Origin of the sequence: Lysinibacillus sp. FSL M8-0134 (assembly GCF_038069745.1) — a bacterium.
Lineage (GTDB): Bacteria > Bacillota > Bacilli > Bacillales_A > Planococcaceae > Lysinibacillus > Lysinibacillus irui.
Window position 1 is genome coordinate 3313779 of sequence record NZ_JBBPAJ010000001.1, and the last position, 20785, is coordinate 3334563.

Annotated in this window: 16 protein-coding genes and 1 other annotated feature; of the genes, 7 read left to right on the forward strand and 9 right to left on the reverse strand. The window is 36.8% G+C overall.

What is annotated here, in order from left to right; all coding sequences use genetic code 11:
• Window positions 1–110 precede the first annotated feature (110 nt).
• The 3 genes from MKY49_RS16815 to MKY49_RS16825 are packed head-to-tail and all read right to left on the reverse strand — an operon-like array spanning window position 111 to window position 4172.
• The gene (locus tag MKY49_RS16815; RefSeq protein ID WP_322606020.1) at window positions 111–1322 is read right to left on the reverse strand and encodes an amidohydrolase; all 1212 of its coding nucleotides are present in this window, start codon (window positions 1320–1322) and stop codon (window positions 111–113) included.
• Window positions 1319–2569 (reverse strand): amidohydrolase family protein, encoded by a 1251-nt coding sequence (locus MKY49_RS16820; RefSeq protein WP_274794141.1) that lies wholly within the window; start codon window positions 2567–2569, stop codon window positions 1319–1321. Before MKY49_RS16820 ends, MKY49_RS16815 begins: the two co-directional genes overlap by 4 nt.
• 43 nt (window positions 2570–2612) lie before the next feature.
• Window positions 2613–4172: a glutathione ABC transporter substrate-binding protein gene (locus tag MKY49_RS16825; RefSeq protein WP_322606019.1), complete on the reverse strand. Its 1560-nt coding sequence runs from the start codon at window positions 4170–4172 to the stop codon at window positions 2613–2615.
• A 182-nt stretch (window positions 4173–4354) separates the two neighbouring features.
• Here MKY49_RS16825 and MKY49_RS16830 point away from each other — a divergent pair, with 182 nt between their 5' ends.
• Genes MKY49_RS16830 through MKY49_RS16855 form a run of 6 tightly spaced genes read left to right on the forward strand, consistent with a single transcriptional unit; the run spans window position 4355 to window position 10501 of the window.
• Window positions 4355–5254 carry an ABC transporter permease gene (locus tag MKY49_RS16830; RefSeq protein ID WP_274794143.1) on the forward strand — a complete coding sequence of 300 codons (900 nt, stop codon included), beginning with the start codon at window positions 4355–4357 and terminating at the stop codon, window positions 5252–5254.
• Window positions 5255–5268: 14 nt separating this feature from the next.
• Window positions 5269–6189: a nickel ABC transporter permease gene (nikB, locus tag MKY49_RS16835; RefSeq protein WP_274794144.1), complete on the forward strand. Its 921-nt coding sequence runs from the start codon at window positions 5269–5271 to the stop codon at window positions 6187–6189.
• Between the two features lie 14 nt (window positions 6190–6203).
• On the forward strand, window positions 6204–7217 hold the full coding sequence (locus tag MKY49_RS16840) for an ABC transporter ATP-binding protein (protein ID WP_274794145.1): 1014 nt from the start codon (window positions 6204–6206) through the stop codon (window positions 7215–7217).
• Window positions 7214–8206, forward strand: coding sequence for an ABC transporter ATP-binding protein (locus MKY49_RS16845; RefSeq protein ID WP_274794146.1), 993 nt, complete (start codon window positions 7214–7216; stop codon window positions 8204–8206). Before MKY49_RS16840 ends, MKY49_RS16845 begins: the two co-directional genes overlap by 4 nt.
• Window positions 8207–8243: 37 nt before the next feature.
• A complete protein-coding gene (locus MKY49_RS16850) occupies window positions 8244–8996 on the forward strand; it encodes a sensor histidine kinase (RefSeq protein WP_341386700.1) in 753 nt (250 codons plus the stop codon).
• Window positions 8997–9034: 38 nt separating this feature from the next.
• A complete protein-coding gene (locus MKY49_RS16855; protein WP_341386701.1) occupies window positions 9035–10501 on the forward strand; it encodes a response regulator in 1467 nt (488 codons plus the stop codon).
• Between the two features lie 30 nt (window positions 10502–10531).
• On the opposite strand, the gene MKY49_RS16860 is transcribed toward MKY49_RS16855, so the two are convergent.
• The gene (locus tag MKY49_RS16860; RefSeq protein ID WP_341386702.1) at window positions 10532–11476 is read right to left on the reverse strand and encodes a DUF4181 domain-containing protein; all 945 of its coding nucleotides are present in this window, start codon (window positions 11474–11476) and stop codon (window positions 10532–10534) included.
• Complete coding sequence (locus tag MKY49_RS16865) at window positions 11463–11984, reverse strand: sigma-70 family RNA polymerase sigma factor (protein WP_312506628.1); 522 nt, start codon at window positions 11982–11984, stop codon at window positions 11463–11465. Before MKY49_RS16865 ends, MKY49_RS16860 begins: the two co-directional genes overlap by 14 nt.
• Before the next feature lie 375 nt (window positions 11985–12359).
• Here MKY49_RS16865 and MKY49_RS16870 point away from each other — a divergent pair, with 375 nt between their 5' ends.
• On the forward strand, window positions 12360–13541 hold the full coding sequence (locus MKY49_RS16870; RefSeq protein WP_274797369.1) for a NupC/NupG family nucleoside CNT transporter: 1182 nt from the start codon (window positions 12360–12362) through the stop codon (window positions 13539–13541).
• A gap of 825 nt (window positions 13542–14366) precedes the next feature.
• Here MKY49_RS16870 and leuS read toward each other — a convergent pair.
• The 4 genes from leuS to MKY49_RS16890 form a co-directional block, all read right to left on the reverse strand.
• The gene (gene leuS / locus MKY49_RS16875; RefSeq protein WP_312506629.1) at window positions 14367–16784 is read right to left on the reverse strand and encodes a leucine--tRNA ligase; all 2418 of its coding nucleotides are present in this window, start codon (window positions 16782–16784) and stop codon (window positions 14367–14369) included.
• An 86-nt stretch (window positions 16785–16870) separates the two neighbouring features.
• Window positions 16871–17081 (reverse strand) — a binding site (T-box leader).
• 65 nt (window positions 17082–17146) lie between these two features.
• On the reverse strand, window positions 17147–18889 hold the full coding sequence (locus MKY49_RS16880; RefSeq protein WP_322606012.1) for a SulP family inorganic anion transporter: 1743 nt from the start codon (window positions 18887–18889) through the stop codon (window positions 17147–17149).
• A gap of 56 nt (window positions 18890–18945) precedes the next feature.
• Window positions 18946–19293, reverse strand: a complete 348-nt coding sequence (locus MKY49_RS16885; RefSeq protein WP_274794154.1) for an ArsR/SmtB family transcription factor — start codon at window positions 19291–19293, stop codon at window positions 18946–18948.
• A 150-nt stretch (window positions 19294–19443) separates the two neighbouring features.
• The gene (locus MKY49_RS16890; RefSeq protein WP_341386703.1) at window positions 19444–20622 is read right to left on the reverse strand and encodes an MDR family MFS transporter; all 1179 of its coding nucleotides are present in this window, start codon (window positions 20620–20622) and stop codon (window positions 19444–19446) included.
• Window positions 20623–20785 lie beyond the last annotated feature (163 nt).

Genomic DNA, 20785 nt, shown 5'->3' on the forward strand with positions numbered 1-20785 from the left:
AATCTACTTTCCTTTCTATTATTCACGTATCTATTACAACATAAGTATAGCAAACTAGAAAACTTCTAGTTTGCTATGTTAACTAAATAAGGGGGATTTAGTTGTTTGTACTAGTTGATAAATTTTCCTTTCGACATAACCACTCGATTAGATGGTTTGCGTGCAATAACTTCAGCACTTGATACTGCGTCAAAGAATACAAAACTTGCTTCGTCCTTCACATTCGGCCAAACCTTCTGGCCATTTGCATCCAATGGTGTCACACCATTTGTAATATATTTTAACGTTTGTCGAATAGAGCGTTCATCCAGTTTACGAGAAATATCTGCAAACGTCGTCGCTTTTTCTAAAATATCTCCTGAGCCATACGGACTCCAAGAATCATAAAATCCATCACAGCCAAAGTGGACATCAACTCCGTGCTCTGTCAGTAAATCAATCGGTGGGATTAAGCGTCTTAAATCGAATGGCACGGTTGACATAATTTTCACTTGTTGTTGTGCTAATCGTTCAGCAATTTTGTGCTGCTCCAGTAAAGATACATCACCAAGTGAAAAGGCATGACTAATCGCCGTTCTACCTTGATATTTTGCATCTTCAACGATATCGATCCATTTATCGATTGTATAATAGCCAACATGACCACCGTCATGAAGGTGAATATCAACATCTACATTAAATTCCTGTGCGATATCCATCACTTCATATAACGAAGGTTCTATTGAATTATCAATCCCTGCTGGATCAAGACCACCAATCATTGTCGCCCCATTACGTAAGGCTTCACGCAATAGTTTAGGGACATCATCTCTTAATAAGCCGTGCTGTGGAAAGGCAATAACTTCTGATGTCACAACATCTTTATAATCCTCCAATGCCGCTAGTACGCCCTCTAAATTTTTCAAGCCAATGTACGGATCGATATTAACATGTGTACGAATATGATTGGCGCCATTTTGAACGATTTTTTCAATCATTGCAGCCGCGCGTTGTTTACCTGTTGTAGCAAGAATGGATAACTCTTGTGCTTCACGCTCAAGTCGTTCCTTTAAATTCTTAACTGGTACACATGCTTTCCAAGGTAAAGATAAGTATGTTTTATCTAAGTGATTGTGCATTTCCTTAAAGGCAGGTAATAAAAGCTTCCCTTTCATATCTGTTACTTCATTTGGAGAACCGACTGCCTGCGTTGCTGGTATAATTTGTGAAATAAACCCATCTGTAATTTCAAGATTAAAAAGCTCCACTTTCGTACCAACTGTATCATTTTCTTTTATATATTCTCCTGTTTCAAGTAGAACATTTGTAAGCCAATGCTTCATCTAAATTCTCCTTTCAACTCTCCTACATCCTGTAAGTGAATTATTTTGCCTTGTGAAATAACAGTAGTAATTGGGCATCTTCTCGCAATAACATGAGCAGTGCTAACACCATCTACTAACAACATATTAGCTTTATCACCAACTTGTGGCCAAACGCGCTCTCCAGCGTCATTCAATGGTGTAATCCCATCAGAAGCGTACTTCCATGCACGACTTAATGAATATTCATCTATAAAACGGAATCTCTCCGCCATTACATTTAATTTCATAATCGTATTGCCTGTACCGTATGGTGACCAATGATCCGTTAAACTATCATGTCCTACAGAAACCTTTACTCCATTGTTATAAAGATACGGAATTGGTATGGTCGAACGATTCAAGTCTGTTGGGACAGTAGTTGTGACGTCTATTTGTACAGCAGCCATTGCTTGAACTAAATTTTCTAATCGTGACTGTTCTAAATCGGCAAGTGCCATCGCATGGCTAATTGTTACTTGACCTTCTTTTTTCGCCTGTTTCGTTAGTTCTATCAATTTATAAAATTCAAATTCACCTAATGTATTAGCTGTATGAATATGAATATCGATTCCTGCATGATAGTCTTGGGCAATACCCATCGTAGTTTGTAGGGATTTTTCAATATTACGGTCTACAATAGATGGATCAACACCCCCAACAAGCGTTGCGCCCATTGCCATTGCTTCACGGATCAGTCCTTCCACATTGGAGCGTAGTAAGCCGTGCTGTGGAAAGGCCACAATATCATAGGTAATTTGATCTTGATATTTTTCTAAAACCTGTTTTGTAATTTCGATATGCTTAGTTCCTATTTGTGGGTCAACATTACAATGTGAACGAATATAGGTATGTCCTTGTGAAATGAGCCACTTCACCATTTCTTCTGCTCGATAAGCAGCTGTCGGTAACTGCTTTGGTAACAGCGTTCTTTCTTCTTCAATACGAGTTAATATCCCTTTAGTTATGGGCCTTGGCGCCTGCCATTCTCCACCGAAGTACGTTTTATCGATATGAATATGCATTTCTCTGAATGAAGGAACTAGCAGTTGCTTTTGAGCATCCACTATTTCTACATCTCCAGCAACCACTATATTCTTATCCACTTGTTGAACATGCCCATCTTCGATTAGGACATCATAAATACCTGTACGAGTTGCAACAATGTGTTCATTTTCGCGCTCATATGCTTCTTCTAATCTCACATTTTTCAGCAATAGTTTACTCATAGTTTCCTCCCAATTAGTATTTTCTATCTATTACCAAATTTGATTACTCTACAATTTCAACGCCACTGATCATCGTGTAGTTAGATGCGTCTAACCAGAAACCTTTTACAGCATTACTATAGACTGCTAAGTGCTCATAGTTACGAACTGGAATATACACCGCTTCATCTAACTCCATTTGCATTGCTTTTTTGTAGATTTCATTACGTGCCTCTTGATTTGATTCAGAACGTCCTTGTTCAATTAACTTGTCTACTTCTGGGTTTGAATAGTAGAAATGGTTTCCTGGTGCTCCCATAGAAGCTGTGTGGAATAGATTATATTGGTTATAATCAGCATCCCCAGTAGCATTACCCCAACCACTAATAAATAGCTGATGCTGCTCTTTCGTGATTTCTGAAATAAATGCACCGTATTCCATTACTTGAATTTCAACGTCTAATCCAATACCTTTTAATTGGGATTGAATAACTTCAGCCATATTGATTCGCTCTTTACGATCACTTGTCAGCAATTTAACTTTTGTTCCCTCTTGAACACCAGCTTCTTTTAATAATTCTTTTGCTTTTACTACATCATAGTCATACGGCTTCGTTTCACTAGAATAACCAATGATTTTTGGACTCATTGCTGAATTCGCAAGTGTCCCAACATTATCGTAAATACCACTAATAATTGCTTCACGGTCAACTGCATAGCTAATAGCTTGACGAACTTTTACATCCGATAATAATGTGTCTTTCACATTGAAACCGATAAATTCTACAGCAAGACCTTCTGCACGGAATAGATTCATAGTTGATGAATTTTCAATACGGTCAATTTCTGTAACAGGAACTTGTTCTGCGATATGAGCTTCTCCACTTTCAATCATTGCTAAACGAGTAGAATCCTCTGGCACAACTTTAAATGTTACTTTATCTACTTTCGGTACAGTACCCCAGTAATCTTTATTTGTGTTTAATGTAATTTCTTGACCAGATTTCCAAGATTCAAATACAAATGGGCCTGTCCCTACCGGATGTGTTGCTAGTTCGTCAGCCGCTTCCGCAATCGCTTTCGGACTCATCATACTACCTTCTTGGCTTGCTAAAATAGATAAAAGTGGTGCATATGGTTCTTTTAATTTCAATGTAACAACATTCGTATCCTCTACTACTACTTCATTAATCATTGATAATTTATCACGCTGTGGTGAACCAGTTGCAGGATCTAAGATACGGTCGAAAGTAGCTTTTACAGCCTCTGCATTAAAATCTGCACCATCATGGAATTTAATGCCCTCATTCAATGTAAACGTCCAAGTGACATCGTCTTTTTGCTCCCACTCTTTTGCTAGTAATGGAACAATTTTACGATCTCTATCAAAAGCAACTAGCGTTTCATATACTTTGCCATGAATAATATTCGCTGAAGGAATATCTGTAATAAAATGAGGATCTAAGCTTGTAGCATCCGCTGCTCTTAATACAACTAATTCTCCTCCTACACTTTTCGATCCCTCTTTGGAATCTTCCGCACTATTATTATTAGCTGTAGAGCATGCTTGCAAAACAAGTACAGTAATAAGTGCCATGAATAAAAACAACTTCATTTTCTTCATAAACATTTCCTCCTTGTGTGATTTGTTACTTACATTTCGAATTATAAAGAAATAAAATTCACTTGTTTTTTAAAATTTTTACGTGTTTTTTAAATTTTCTGACTAATACTCCATAAAATATTTACATTCTTTACGCTTTTCACTAAATTGAAATCAAATCAAATAGAAAAGGAGTATTCGATATGGATAAAGTAACTACTATCGATCATTCTGTTTTAGTGAATGCACGCAAGGCAACTAGAAAAAAAAATCTTGTTTCTTTCCTAAACAAAATCAAAAAAAATAAAGCAGCTGTCGCTGGAGGCATCATCATTCTTCTTTATATATTGATGTTTCTCATCGGACCCATTCTAGCCCCTTATGATCCATACGATGTACAGTTAGGTCAAAAATTACAAGGACCAAGTTTAGACCACCTTATGGGAACTGACGATAAAGGTCGAGATATTTTAAGTCGAATTTTATATGGATCACGTTTATCCATTGGTGTTGGTATTTCAGCCGTTTTATTTGGCGGAACAATTGGAACATTTTTAGGGCTTATCGCTGGCTATTATGGTAAATGGGTTGATTCCATTATTAGTCGAATTTTAGATATTATGCTTGCCTTCCCAGGTATCCTACTTGCCTTAGCCATTGTCAGTGCATTAGGTGCAAGTCTTATTAACGTAACTATTGCTGTAGGATTTTTCTCCATTCCAATGTTTGCACGAATCGTACGTGGATCGACAATGGAAGTTAAAAAGTTGGAATATATCGATGCTGTGAAAACACTCGGAGCAAATGATATGACAATATTAATCAAGCATATTTTCCCGAATATTTTGTCACCAATTATTGTACAAGCATCTATGCGTTTAGCGACGGCGATTCTATCTGCAGCTGGTCTGTCCTTCTTAGGGCTGGGTGCACAGCCACCATCTCCTGAATGGGGTGCCATGCTTTCAAATGGTCGTGATTTCTTGTTTACCGCTCCTTATATGGCGCTATTCCCAGGTATTATGATTTCCATACTTGTATTAGGATTTAACCTATTTGGAGATGGTTTACGCGATGCGCTAGACCCAAGAATGAAAAATTAAAGGAGAGAAGATACATGACTTTATTTATCTTAAAACGTCTAGCTCAAATTATTCCCGTGACGCTTGGTGTTACACTTGTTGTTTTTCTTATTATGCAAATGATACCAGGTGACCCGGCTATTATTTTAGCAGGAGAAGGTGCTTCACAAGAAACTGTTGAAGAATTACGTGAAAATTTAGGGCTCAATAAACCATTAGCTGTTCAATACACTGATTACATTAAAAATCTTTTACAAGGAGATATGGGTCATTCATTAAAAAATAAACAACCAGTATTTGAGGAAATTACCGCCCGTTTACCGATTACAATCGAGCTAGCCTTTTACAGTATATTAATTACCATTATTTTAGGACTTATCGCTGGCATCATCTCAGCAATTCGTCCCTATTCTTTTATGGATGCTGGCCTTATGATTGTGGCCTTATTAGGGATCTCGCTACCAAGTTTCTGGCTAGGTATTTTATTAATGTATGTTTTCTCGGTACAGCTACATTGGCTTCCTGTTGCAGGCTGGGAAAGTGCTAAACATATTATTCTTCCTGCAGTCACTCTTGGTGCTGGTGGTGCAGCTATCGTTGCGCGTATGACTCGTTCTAGTATGTTAGACGTCGTGAATCAAGACTATATTCGAACGGCAAAAGCAAAAGGCTTAAAGGGTTACGTCATTATCCTAAAGCATGCCTTACGTAATGCTTTAATCCCAGTAATTACAGTAGTAGGTTTACAATTTGGTAGTTTACTTGGTGGAACTGTATTAGTAGAATCTGTTTTCGCTGTCAATGGATTAGGACGCATGATTGTTGATGCTATTCGTACACGTGACATACCTGTCGTTCAAGGTGGCGTTCTTGTTGCCTCATTAATATTTGTTTTTATTAATCTTTTCGTGGATATTTTATACCGATTCTTCAATAAACGAATGGATTTAAACTAGGGAGGGAAAAACAGATGAAACAAGAAACAGTGTTGGAAGTGAAAAATTTACAAACGTATTTTTATTCAAGTGAAGGGGTTGCCAAAGCTGTTGATGGCGTATCCTTTACACTGCAAAAAGGAGAAACACTCGGTATTGTTGGTGAATCTGGTTGTGGAAAATCCATGACTTCCCTGTCATTACTACGTTTAGTACCCTCACCACCTGGAAAAATCATCAATGGTGAGATTCTATTAAATAATACGGACATCTTAAAATTATCAGATGAAGAGTTACGCAAAATTCGAGGCAATAAAATATCAATGATTTTTCAAGAGCCTATGACGAGCTTAAACCCTGTTTTATCAGTAGGTGAGCAAATAGCTGAATCGATTCGATTGCACCAAGGCTTATCTCGTAAAGAAGCATGGCAAAAGGCTGTCGATATGATTCGTCTAGTAGGAATTCCTGCACCTGAAAAAAGAGCGAAGCAGGAGCCTTATCAATTAAGTGGTGGCATGCGACAACGTATTATGATTGCGATGGCCTTAGCCTGTACACCAGATGTGTTAATTGCAGACGAACCAACAACGGCACTAGATGTAACGATTCAAGCTCAAATTATTGATATTATTCAAAACCTACAAAAACAATTAGGAATGAGTATTATCTTCATTACGCATGACCTCGGAGTTGTAGCAGAAGTTTGTGATAAAATAGCGGTTATGTATGCGGGACAGGTTGTAGAAGAAGGCACAACTGAAAGCCTTTTTGAAAAACCATTACACCCTTATACGAATGGACTTATTCAATCCTTACCGAAGCTATATGAAGATCAAGAAGAACTTTCTACTATTCATGGAACTGTTCCAAGTCCATACAATTACCCAATTGGCTGTCGTTATGCAGAACGCTGCCCATTTGCTACAGATTTATGTCGTGACAAACAACCTGAACTTCTTACAGTCGAGCAAGGGAAAAAAGTTAGATGCTGGATGTACAGCAATGAATGGCAAGGAGAAACACTTATGAAGGAGATGACAGTATGACAACGGCACATCAAACACAACCACTATTACAAGTAAATGATTTAAAACAGCATTTTTTCTTAAAAAAAGAAAAGCTCTTCGGCCCACAACAGGTTGTTAAAGCTGTTGATGGTGTTTCCTTCGATATTATGCCTGGTGAAACACTCAGCATTGTAGGAGAATCTGGCTGTGGAAAATCAACGACTGGCCGTTCTATTTTAAGATTGGATGAGCCTACTTCAGGGGAAGTATTGTTATTCGGTAAAAACTTAGTGAATATGAGTAAAAAAGAGCTACGAGCTGCACGGAAAGACATACAAATTATTTTCCAGGATCCATATGCTTCTCTTAACCCACGAAGAACGATTCGAAAAATGTTAACGGAAGCTATGTCTATTCAAAAAATAGTACCACCTGAAAAGCAGGAAGCACGTATGTTGGAATTAATGTCCCTTGTAGGGTTACGTCCAGAATATTTAGAGCGTTATCCACATGAATTTTCAGGTGGTCAGCGCCAGCGTATTGGTATCGCGAGAGCCCTTGCTGTTAATCCTAAAATTATTATTTGTGATGAATCTGTTTCTGCCTTAGATGTTTCCATTCAAGCACAAATATTAAATTTACTGAAGCAGCTACAAAGAGATTTAGATTTAACATTTCTATTTATCTCACATGATTTAAGTGTTGTTCGCCATATTTCAGACCGTATTATGGTTATGTATCTTGGGAAGGTCGTGGAAATTGCTGATAAGCAGTCACTGTTCTCACAACCACATCATCCTTATACAAAAGCACTGTTTTCATCTATTCCAGTGATTGATAAGCAACATCGCAAGGAGCGTATTATTTTAAAAGGAGACCTACCGTCACCTCTTAACCCACCTACTGGCTGTAGCTTTCACACACGTTGTCCATTCGCAACAGATAAATGCAAAGCAGAAGTTCCAGCATTACGAGAAATCACGGCAACACATAAGGTAGCTTGCCATTTTGCAGAAAATTTAGTTTAATGTACTTTACACAAATAAAATAATTGGAGAGGTCATTATGTTACAACTAGAAACCTTCAACATATATATTCTCCTATGTGTAATTGCTCCAATTATTGGAGCTTTTCTGCTTACTTTTATATTTATTTTCGAAAAACAAATCGATAGCCTTGAGGAGGAAAAAAGAAATTTAGAGCTTGAGCAGGATTTACAAAGAGCGAATATTCTCCAGTTAAATCAGCAAATACAGCCGCATTTCTTTTTTAACGCATTAAATTCATTACTAAGCCTAGCCCGCATCAATCGAAAGGAGGATTTGGTTGCGGGCATTGAGGCCTTAGCAACGTTTTTTAAATTTAAATACAATAATCATGAGGTTTTAATTGCATTAAAAAACGAGGTACAATTTGTCGATAGTTATTTAAATATCCAACAGTTACGCTTTGGACATCGTTTGACGATTCATAAGCATGTGGATGATGAGGCCCTAACTGTCCCGATACCTCCATTTATTCTGCAGACCATTATTGAAAATGCATATAAACATAGCTTTGAAAAACATATAGGACCTGCGGAATTATCTATTACGATAAAAAAAATGGAAAACATATTATTAATAGAAATTAAAAATACACAACCACTTGAAAAGATAGAACATACTACTGTGCTAGTAGAGGACGAATTGCAGCAAGGTTACGGTCTTGAAAATATTAGAAAACGACTTGAGCTTATTTATGGACTCGAAAATATTTTATTCTCGATCCAAAATAATGAACAGTTTTATACTGTGACAATCCATGTTCCCGCTTAGGCTTTCTATCAATTTGAATGTGAAAGGAGAATGACACCTTGAATATATTAATCGCAGATGATGAGCCGCTAGAATTAGAGCAAATGATTTATTTATTAAAACCTCATTTTCCTAATTGGACATTCCATACTGCTCAGGATGCCTCACAAGCTCTGCAATTAGCTAAAAAGCATCGTATGACCATCGCCTTTTTAGATATTCAAATGCCTGGGAAAGATGGAATCACTTTAAGTAAGGAACTAAAGGAGCTTTATGAAGTTGATATCATTATGGTAACTGCTTATCAGACCTTTGAATATGCCCAACAAGCATTGCGTATCGGGGTAAAGGATTATCTTACAAAACCAGTTATTGCTAGCGAATTAAATGCTATCGTGGAGAAATATAAAGTGTGGAGCTCTAACCATGATGCAATCCAAAGCGCACTTTCCTCATTGTTAAATAAGAGTGATTACACGCAACATCAACATACACAAAGTTTTTTACTTTTTACGATACAGCAAAAATTAAGTGGCATGAATTTAAAAGTGATACGGCTATTTTATCTTCTGACAGGCATTGAACTATGGCTAATTCAATTAATAAGCATCAGTGTATTATCTGAAATTATGTTAAATATCCCTGTGCCTATTACACTTTTTTTATTTTTAATTATCATGTTACTTCTTGATCGGATCATGTCAGTGAAAAGTATACTATGGCTCGAAATTTTATTTATTATTGCTCTTTTTTCTTTACTTATTTTTATTCCCATTTATTACTTCGTACAAAATGGCGCAAGTACTGTATATGAAGGAATTCGCTTATACCACCCGTATTTATTTTATTTTAAAAATAGTGAGATCCTACTCTTTTTTGTTATAATTCAACTAGCTGTTTTAGGACAAGTTCTCTTTGATAAATCGACTTGGTATTTAATTGCATTTATTAAGCCAAAAAAAGTGCGTCGTAGTCTACTTTCATCAGGTGTGATCTTAGCGTTATTAACACTGTCATTCACAGCCATCTTAATGATTGCTTTATATGGTGGCTCCTTTGGCCAGTTTCAAGTTCTGATTTTCACATTTTTATATGAAGTACAACCAGGCTTTCTAACTTTTGCCTTCCTTGTTATTGTTCTATTAGCTGTTGTAACGACCTTACTAGTAGACATGCGGGCAACGAAACGATTTTTTGTGAAGAAAAGACCTTACTACTTTTATTTGATTTGTCTAATGGTTATTATATTAATTTTTTTCTTATCTATTGATTTAACTATTTTAGGTGTTATCTATTCTTTCGCCTTCTTACACATTTCAATGCTACCGTTTATGTTAATTCTGTTATTTACTAATCGTAGCATTCATCAACATAGCTGGCTGGTTCTACTGCTTTCCATGATTATCGGATTAGGTGTAGGTCTAAACTTTAACATGCTATATGGATTAGCTGCTAGCTTTATGATTTCGTGTATCTATCAATTAATGCTACAAACTGAAACTAAAGAAAAGAAGCCTGAACACTAGATTTTTTCGGGTTCAGGCTTTTGTCTTCAATTAGCTGATATAAAAAATAAATAGGCTAAGTAATAGGAGACTGACAATAGCTAAACTGATAGAAAGATAATGTCTTTTTTCCTCTCGACCGTAGCAGTAGTCTATAAAAATGGAACTAAAAAGAATAACAGTTAAGTATCCTCCAATGATGACGGTATATAAAATCCACCCTTTTACCATAAATAAAATGAGCATGACGATATTCAAAGCTTTAAGAGTCCATACAGCACGTCGATGGCCCCTAGAAACATACCCCTTTGGAATGTTGAACCTTTTCCTCATTATTTTTTCGACAAGCATATGAATAGCTAGTAGAAGGACTAGAAAAACAACATAACCTTTCATTCCAAATTTAGCTTGATCTTTGAGAGTGAGGTTTTCATAAGCCTTTGTCAGTTCTCTATTATTAACTTTATAAAATGATTTATGGTCATGATCTTCTATTAGAATACTTTCCTCACCTATGAACATCTTCAACTTAATGATCTGGTCATTTTCAAACTGTGCCCAAACATCCTGTATGGTACGAAATAAAAATTGGTTCTCTTCATATTTCTGTGTTACTGTGGCCTGCTGTAATAGCTGCTGTAATAATTCCTTTTCGGGAATTTGTTTATATACTTTTTGGCCAATCGTCCACCCAGGTCTTCCCGCTAGAAAGGTCTCCTCATCTGAATTTGAAATCATCGTATATTTTTTTACTGTTTCTTGCTGTGCCAGGGTAACAATTGAAGCTTGACGAGTTTGCTCCATCTGTCCTAATGGCCCCATCTCTACTAACAAAAGTAGTATGAGTATCGCACCTATAAAAATCAGTGGATATGACCAGCGTTTTGTTACCTTTTTTTCTTGCTGTACTCGCTGTAGAATATCCTGCTGTAATGATTGCGTAAATCGTGGTGCTTCGCCAAGTTCTTGATCCAACTTCTCTTTAAAAGTTGTCATCTACTAACACCTCCCACTCACTTTTCTCTAATCTTTCCTGTAACATTTTTCTTGCTCGGTGCAATCTAGTTTTAATCGTATTTTCTGTACATGCAAGAATATCTGCCATTTCCCTGATCTTTAATTCCTGATAATAATAAAGGATAGCTACCTCTCGATAAGTAATTGGTAACTCAAATAAAGCACACTTTAATGTTGATCGCTCATCCTTAACTACTAATTCCTTTTCCGGAGTACGTTTACTTGCACCCATATGTATTTTTTCCATCAATAGATGTCGTTTATTTTTCCAACTTCGTAGATAATCATGACTTTTATGTACGGTAATTTTGACTAAATACGTCTTTAGGGAGGATCTTTGTTCAAAACGATTCTGCTGACGATAATACGCGAAAAATACATCCTGAACAATTTCTTCAGCAATCGACCAGTCCTTTACATATAGATAAGCCACTCGTAAGCAATATTCACCGTGCTCTTCCATAATGGCTGCTAAATGCTCACTCACCCAAACACCTCCTATACACATTCACCCTATAGTCGTAATCCATTGCTTATTGGTTTCAAAAAAAGAAAATAACCGCTACGTTTTTACGATGGACATAATTTTTCAAAAACTCCACACAATAAAAAAGCATTGTAACAAGCATTTTTTTCATCGTTGATTTTAATGATTTTATTTGGAATATGTCGGTTATACACTGTATTTATCGTATTCGTATGCCAAGAAGCATACTTTTTTTCTTTTTTCTATTGAATAACTAGCAAAAAAACTGTTATAGTGAGATTGTTTGTCTGACGTCTGACTAATTAGATCTTAAGCTGTTCTTTTGAAATTGGAACATCATGGCAAAAAATATTATATATAAATATGGAGGAAATGATGAGGTACTTAATATCCTTGTGTGGATTGTTACTTGTTTTTGCATTAGCTTTTTTAATGAGTAAAAACAAAAAAGAAATAAAATATAAATATATAGTTATTATGTTAATCATCCAATTTTTATTGGCAGCTTTACTACTCAATACAACAGTTGGTTATGTTCTAATCAAAGGAATCACAAAAGTATTTGATCATTTATTATCATATGCCAATGCAGGTATATCATTTGTTTTTGGTGGTTTAGCAAATGAAGGAGAATCACCATTCTTTTTAACAGTATTATTACCGATTATCTTTATTTCAGTCTTGATCGGGATTTTACAACACTTTAGAATACTTCCCTTATTTATGAAATGGATAGGATTATTTTTAAGCAAAGTCAGTGGTATGGGAAAATTAGAGTCCTATAATGCCGTTGCTTCTGCTATGGTAGGACAATCCGAAGTATTCATAACGGTCAAAAAACAATTAGATAAGATTGCCCCTCATCGTATGTATACTTTATGTGCATCAGCTATGTCTACCGTTTCGATGTCAGTTGTTGGAGCCTACATGACAATGATTGAGCCTAAATATGTTGTAACGGCCATAGTCCTGAATCTATTTGGGGGCTTTATCATTGTTTCCATCATTAATCCTTATACTGTAGATGAAAAGGAAGATATCTTAACGATTGAAGATGAGCATAAGCAAGCCTTCTTCCAAATGATTGGAGAATATATTATGGATGGCTTTAAAGTAGCCATCATTGTTGGTGCCATGCTTATTGGTTTCGTAGCTTTAATGGATTTAATCAATTCACTATTTGATATGATTATCGGCATCTCTTTCCAAGAAATATTAGGCTATATCTTTGCACCAATCGCCTTCTTAATGGGGATCCCATGGAAAGATGCTGTTTCTGCTGGCGGCATTATGGCAACTAAATTAGTAACGAATGAATTCGTTGCCATGATCAATCTTGGTGACGTCTCAGCGTCCATGAGTGAACGTACACTGGGCATTATTTCTGTATTCCTTGTATCCTTTGCCAACTTTTCATCCATTGGTATTATTTCCGGGGCAGTGAAAGGGTTGAACGAAAGACAAGGAAATGTTGTTGCACGATTTGGCTTAAAGTTGTTGTACGGCGCTACACTTGTAAGTATCCTAACAGCTATTATTGTTGGATTGATTATTTAAACTGAATATGGGACTATTTTTGAACTGCACTCGACTCGGTTAGTTGGGTGCAGTTTTTCTGTATTGTATCTTCGTAATCGCTATGGGTTGCACATCAAAACAACGACATTTGCAAGATGTAGACAAGAAAGGATGAAAAGAAAGTTAGGTGCTAAGAATGACTGAATATGACCGCTTTTTCCAATTAAAAGGCGTTCATGCCCAACACTTATCAAATTAAAAAAGAACACTCATTTGTTTTAACTCTTAAACAGATGAGTGTTCTTTCAGTTTTTCATCGTTCTGAATAATAGACTGATTCAAGTAATTCTGCTCTTGAATGGGATCTATCCATTCCTTCACTTCAAAAAATTTAACGATGTTATTTAATGATAAAGCGCAGAATACAATAGCACTAAAAAACTAAGTAGAGTGAAACTAAATAGAATTATTAGAGGTAATTTCTCTTTACGTTCTTTGATTCGATTCATTCTAAGAAATAGTACAATACAAAGGGCAAGTGAAATACCAAAAAGAATAATAGGAACTATAGATAACAAAACTATTCTCCTTTTCTAATAATTAACATTGAGAACCTATCCAGAAAGGATCTGGATTTACTGTACCTGTCCATTTAAAAAATACAAAAGTGTTAAAAGAATTCCGTTAATCGTTATAAATGAGAAGGATGGACCGAACCTGAAGGATTTTTTAGTATTTCGTTATACTAATTTAAAAAGGACAAAACATATTAGTCATATAAAATATGTTTTGTCCTTTGATTTATTTTTTTATTTAGGTATTGATAACTATGTTTTAGTAATGCACATTTTAATTTATGTCTCTTTATTTAACGACAATATTGACAAGTTTGCCTGGAATAACGATGACTTTTACTAAGCTCTTTCCTGCCATATATTCTTGTACTTTTTCATCAGCCAACGCCACTTTTTCGATGTCCTCTTTTGAAGCATCTTTTGCTACGACGATTTTAGCACGTACTTTACCCGCAACTTGCACTGCTACTTCTACTTCATCATCCACAAGCTTAGCTTCATCATACGTTGGCCATTGCGCATAAGAAATTGTTCCTTCATTACCTAATAGCTGCCATAATTCTTCAGCAATATGTGGAGCGATTGGTGCTAGCATTTTAACAAAACCTTCCGCATAGGCTGTTGGGATCACATCAACTTTATAGCAATCGTTGATAAATACCATCATTTGTGAAATAGCTGTATTAAAGCGGATGCCTTCATAATCCTCTGTCACTTTTTTCACTGTTTGGTGATAAGCTTTTTCAAGTGTTTGATCGTTAGATACTTGAATTTTAGCAGAGATTGTTCCATCCTCTTCATTGACAAATAGACGCCAGATACGGTCTAAGAAGCGTCGTGCGCCGTCTAAGCCATTTGTAGACCATGCAACAGAAGCCTCAAGTGGTCCCATAAACATTTCATATAAACGTAATGTATCTGCCCCATGCGAATCGATGATTTCATCTGGGTTTACAACATTCCCTTTAGATTTAGACATTTTTTCATTACCTTCACCAAGAATCATACCTTGGTTAAATAATTTTTGGAACGGCTCTTTCGTATGAACAACACCTAAATCATATAACACTTTATGCCAGAAGCGAGCGTATAGTAAATGTAGTACAGCATGCTCAGCCCCACCAATATAAATATCAACTGGTAACCAGCGTTTTAGTAATTCTGGATCAGCAATCGCTTCTGTATTTGTAGGATCGATATAGCGTAAGAAGTACCAGCTAGAGCCTGCCCACTGTGGCATTGTATTTGTTTCACGACGGCCTTTTTTGCCTGTCTCTGGATCTACAACATTCACCCATTCTGCAATATTTGCCAATGGTGATTCACCAGTACCCGATGGACGGATATTATCTGTTTTCGGAAGCATTAATGGTAGTTCCTCTTCTGGAACAGGTGTGATCGTGCCATCTTCCCAATGAATCATTGGAATCGGTTCACCCCAGTAACGTTGACGAGAGAATAACCAGTCACGTAGACGATAAGAGATTTTCTTCTCCCCTACGCCTTTTTGCTCTAACCATTCGATTGCTTTCGCGATGCCATCTACTTTGTTTAAACCATTTAGGAAGTCCGAGTTAATATGTGGACCATCACCAGTAAATGCTTCTTTGCTGATGTCTCCGCCTTCAAGGACAGGAACAATGTCTAAGCCGAACGCTGTTGCAAATTCATAGTCTCGTTCATCATGGGCTGGAACCGCCATAATAGCACCTGTACCGTAAGACACTAGTACATAATCAGCAATCCAAATCGGAACTTTTTTACCGTTAATCGGATTCACTGCATAGGCTCCTGTAAATACACCTGTTTTCTCTTTCGCTAAATCTGTACGCTCAAGGTCAGATTTCATTTTGACCTTTTCTAAATAATCCTCGACAGCTTGGCGTTGTTCAGCAGTAGTAATCTGTTCTACTAATTTATGTTCAGGTGCAAGCACACAGTATGTAGCACCAAATAATGTATCAGGACGTGTTGTAAATACCGTGAAGTTTTGATCTGTACCATCAATATCAAATGTTACTTCTGCCCCTTCTGAACGACCAATCCAGTTACGTTGCATATCTTTAATAGACTCTGGCCAATCTACTTCCTCTAAGTCATCAATTAAACGGTCTGCATATGCCGTAATTTTTAGCATCCATTGTTTCATTGGTCGACGTTCTACTGGATGCCCTCCACGTTCTGATTTCCCATCAATTACCTCTTCATTCGCCAATACAGTACCAAGTGCTGGACACCAGTTCACAGCCACTTCATCGACATAAGCTAAACCTTTTTTATAAAGTTGGATAAAAATCCATTGTGTCCATTTATAATAGTTAGGGTCCGTTGTGTTAATTTCGCGATCCCAATCATAGCTAAAGCCTAGCTCTTGGATTTGACGCTTGAATGTCGCAATATTTTTTGCGGTAAACTCAGCTGGATCATTACCAGTATCAAGTGCATATTGCTCAGCTGGTAAACCAAATGCATCCCAGCCCATTGGGTGTAATACATTGTAGCCTTGCATACGTTTAAAGCGTGAAAGGATATCTGTTGCTGTATATCCTTCTGGATGGCCTACATGAAGTCCAGCACCAGATGGATATGGGAACATATCTAGGGCATAAAATTTAGGCTTCGCTGTTTCATTTTCAGTTTTAAATGTTTTATTATCAGCCCAATATTGCTGCCACTTTTTTTCAATTTGTTGATGATTAAAACTCATTCTTTTTCCTCCTTCGATGGATCATGTTGCTCTTCATCAGAATTGACAAAATATTTAAAAAATAAAAAAACTCGCCCCATTCTTAAAGAAGGGACGAGAGAATTTGTACTCCCGCGGTACCACCCAGATTAGTGATTACACTCGGCTCAAGCTTCCTTAACGCGGAAGAAACGACACACGATATTTCACGCGGGCAGACTCAGAAGGCGAGTTCAACTTGCTTTCTTACTAGCTTTCACCAACCGCTAGCTCTCTAAAAAGAACCACAAATCTACTATTCCTCATCACAGTCTTTACATGATATTGCATTTATTCTAATGGAAAGTATTGAAAAGCACAAGCCTTTGTTTACAGGTTACCCATTACTGAACAATTAATTCCTTTTTTTCCTTAGTTTTAGATAAATCCTTACATTCATGAAAAGCAAAATGCTGACATCCAATGCATTGATTTACATCCAAATAGCTAATAGCTTTTGTAATTGCTTCTCCTGTGTGCTGATAAAAATGTTGCGCGCCTATTTTATCGTAGATTCCATTGTGCTGCAGGGCTACCTTTAAATCACCTTGCACACCAGTTAACAAAATAGTACCACCTTGCGCTATAAAGTTATCCATGATATTGCTAAAATATGCTTCACCAGTTGAATCCATAAAGGGCACTTTCCCCATTCGTAAAATCAAAACTTTTGATTTCTGATGTAACGCGCTTTCAATCGTTTGTTCAAACATTTGTGCTGCACCAAAAAACAGTGGACCTTCAATTGTATACATGCTAATTTGCGGACAATCATGCTGCTGGTGAACGACATGTGCCTGCACCTTCTCCCCTTTGAGGGAATGATCGGGTAATACTTTTGTGACAACAAGCTTTTCACTCATCCGTTTCGCAAATAAAAGCACAGCCAAGACTAGCCCTACTTCGACTGCTAATGTAAGACTAGTAAAGACAGTTAATAAAAAGGTAATCAATAATACAAGTGAATCTCCAGATTTTAATTTCACAATATGCAAAAAATGGTGTCGTTCACTCATATTCCAAGCTACTACCATTAACACAGGAGCCATACTTGCTAACGGTATGTGTGACGCATATGGAGCTAATAACAATAATGTGACTAAGACAAACACACCATGGATGATACCTGACATAGGAGAAATTGCGCCTGTTTTAATATTGGTCGCTGTACGTGCAATCGCACCCGTGGCAGGTATACCTCCAAACAATGGCGTCACGATATTGGCAATCCCTTGCCCAATAAGTTCCCGGTTGCTGTTATGCTTACTATTTGTCATCCCGTCTGCAACGACAGCAGATAGCAGAGATTCTATGCCTCCTAGCATTGCAATGACAAACGCTGGACCAATAAGCTGTTGTAAGCGTTCCAACGTAATAGGAGGAAAAGCAAAATGAGGTAATGAATTAGGAATTTGACCATAGGCTGTTGCAATAGTGGCAACTTGTCCTGAAAAGAAGAACGTTGCCACAAGAGTTGAAACAACAATTCCAACTAATGCACCAGGAACTTTTGGAAAAAGTTTTGGTGTGATGATAATCGTTAGTAAACAAAGGATTGCCGTAAAGATACTATAAACATTCGTCGTACCTAGCTGCTTAACGATTTCTTGTATATTGTCCATAAAATATTCATGTCTTTCCATATTGGTTAGCCCTAAAAAATTGGCAATTTGACCTGTAAAAATAAGAACAGCTATACCTGCAGTAAAACCAACTGTTACAGGGCGAGGAATAAACTTAATTAAAGACCCCAGCTTAAAAATACCCATTAAGCAAAGCAAAACCCCTGCCATTAAACCGGCAAGTAATAAATCTTCATAGCCATAAGTAAGGACAATTCCTAATAATACCGGCACAAACGCTCCGGTGGGCCCACCAATTTGATATTTAGATCCACCAAAAAGCGAAATAAGGATACCAGCAATACAAGCGGTATAAATACCATACTCAGGTTTCACACCAGATGCAATGGCAAAGGACATGGCGAGTGGAATGGCGACAATCCCAACAATAATTCCAGACATTACATCCTTCTTTACATGATGAACTGAATACCCTTCAAAGCGTCCTGTAAACAGTGACTTCATAGATAAATCTTCCCTTCAAAATAATAAGCAAAGCATAATTTTTAAACATCATTGATTTACTTATTGTCTTCGTCACCTTCATTGCTCGTCATTTCTTCTAATCTTGAAATGGTATTAACTAAATGGTTATTAAAAATATCCTTTGCCACTCCGAGTAATTCACCAATCATTGGATCACTTAAAGAATAGTAAACTTTTTTACCTTCTTTCACCCCATAAACAATATTTTTAGCACGTAAAACACTTAATTGCTGTGAAACTGCCGAGCCCTCTTTTTCTAAACAATCTTGAATCTCGTTGACACTTTTCTGACCATCTACAAGGAGTTCAAGTATTCTAATACGTAACGGATGTGCTAATGCTTTAAAAAAATCCGCCTTAAACTGTTGTAAGCCCTCTTCCATAAAAAAACCTCCATATCACTACATATTCAAATATTTGAATATATATAATTGTAAGCCTGTTGACAATATTTTTCAATATCTCCTATAAAAAAGAGCAAAACCAAGTGTTATACACACTCGATTTTGCTCTCTTTTTATTTTGTTAGATTATTAATCTACAACTATATTGTTCTTTTTTAAAGGATAATCGTAAGTTAAACATGGGATAATAGCCAACAGCACAATGACCACTAAGGTTAACACTAGTGGGATCATCCCAAACTGATCCACCATTATCCCGCCGAATAATGGCCCAATCATCCGTCCCCCAGTCGCAGCACTATTAATTATGCCCTGATAAAACCCTTGTCGTCCTTTTGGTGCAAGCTGATTCGCAATGGTTGGCAATGCGGGGGTATAAAACATTTCGCCAAATGTTAAAACAAGCATCGCTGCACCGAACATTTTAAAATCACTTGCAAAGGCAATAATTCCAAAAGAAATGGCAATAAGCGTTACACCAAACACTAACTGACGTTTTAAATGATGCTCCCACCGTTTTACAAGAGGCGCAATAAGAGGTTGCCCCAAAACAATAAGTAGACCATTTATTGTCCAAAGTAAGCTGTATTGTTTTAACCCCAAGCCTAAATCTTGGGTATAAGACGAAATCGTTGCACTCCATTGAGAATATGCTAGCCAACATAAAACGGAGGACGCACTAATAATTAACAAAGCATAGAATGGTGCCTTGTTAACAATTCGTTTACTTTCACTAACGACACTCTTCGGTGCAATACTCCCTACCTCTAAACGCTTAAATGTAAATAGCGCAATGAAAAAGAATAAAATATACATCCCTAAATTTACTTTAAAAACATAGTCAAATTGATAATCTGCCACTATACCTGCAAGTGCAGGTCCTACAGCAACTCCAACATTCTGTGCCAAATAGATGGCATTAAAGGCTTTTCGTCCGCCCTCTGGCCATGCAGCACCAGCTAATGCAAACATACTTGGAAAAACGATGCCCCCACTAAAGCCGAGTATTGTTAAAAACCACACATAATGTGGCCAACCGTGCCAAATCGTTAAACCAATTAGTGAAGCAATCGTTAACAGAATGCCAAACATTATAGCCTTATAGCCACCAATTCTATCAAATAAGTAACCTCCTAGTAGGTTACCAAGTACCCCAGCAGCAGAATTGAGCATTAAGATAAAGCCAGCCATCGCAAGCGTTTTTCCTAAATAATCATGCATATAAATGGCATTTAAAGGCCATAAAAAAGAGTTGCCTGTTGTGTTAACAAGCATTCCAATTATTAAAAACCAAACACGTTTTGGCATATGATGACCTCCATTATTTCGCTTCTCTAAATAGCTAGTTTATGCTGAAACACTTAAAAGTACAAGGAAAATAATTTTACCCTTTTTACAAGTCTTCCACAATATTTTACTTAGGAATGATATGCGATCTTCTCTTTTTCGTTACAATTTAAAACTTCTATGT

Excerpts from the sequence above, each read along its gene's own strand:
- MKY49_RS16815 (WP_322606020.1), bottom strand. The coding sequence starts at position 1,322 with ATGAAGCATTGGCTTACAAATGTTCTACTTGAAACAGGAGAATATATA.
- MKY49_RS16820 (WP_274794141.1), bottom strand. The coding sequence starts at position 2,569 with ATGAGTAAACTATTGCTGAAAAATGTGAGATTAGAAGAAGCATATGAG.
- MKY49_RS16825 (WP_322606019.1), bottom strand. The coding sequence starts at position 4,172 with ATGAAGAAAATGAAGTTGTTTTTATTCATGGCACTTATTACTGTACTT.
- MKY49_RS16830 (WP_274794143.1), top strand. The coding sequence starts at position 4,355 with ATGGATAAAGTAACTACTATCGATCATTCTGTTTTAGTGAATGCACGC.
- nikB (WP_274794144.1), top strand. The coding sequence starts at position 5,269 with ATGACTTTATTTATCTTAAAACGTCTAGCTCAAATTATTCCCGTGACG.
- MKY49_RS16840 (WP_274794145.1), top strand. The coding sequence starts at position 6,204 with ATGAAACAAGAAACAGTGTTGGAAGTGAAAAATTTACAAACGTATTTT.
- MKY49_RS16845 (WP_274794146.1), top strand. The coding sequence starts at position 7,214 with ATGACAACGGCACATCAAACACAACCACTATTACAAGTAAATGATTTA.
- MKY49_RS16850 (WP_341386700.1), top strand. The coding sequence starts at position 8,244 with ATGTTACAACTAGAAACCTTCAACATATATATTCTCCTATGTGTAATT.
- MKY49_RS16860 (WP_341386702.1), bottom strand. The coding sequence starts at position 11,476 with ATGACAACTTTTAAAGAGAAGTTGGATCAAGAACTTGGCGAAGCACCA.
- MKY49_RS16870 (WP_274797369.1), top strand. The coding sequence starts at position 12,360 with ATGAGGTACTTAATATCCTTGTGTGGATTGTTACTTGTTTTTGCATTA.
- leuS (WP_312506629.1), bottom strand. The coding sequence starts at position 16,784 with ATGAGTTTTAATCATCAACAAATTGAAAAAAAGTGGCAGCAATATTGG.
- MKY49_RS16880 (WP_322606012.1), bottom strand. The coding sequence starts at position 18,889 with ATGAAGTCACTGTTTACAGGACGCTTTGAAGGGTATTCAGTTCATCAT.
- MKY49_RS16885 (WP_274794154.1), bottom strand. The coding sequence starts at position 19,293 with ATGGAAGAGGGCTTACAACAGTTTAAGGCGGATTTTTTTAAAGCATTA.
- MKY49_RS16890 (WP_341386703.1), bottom strand. The coding sequence starts at position 20,622 with ATGCCAAAACGTGTTTGGTTTTTAATAATTGGAATGCTTGTTAACACA.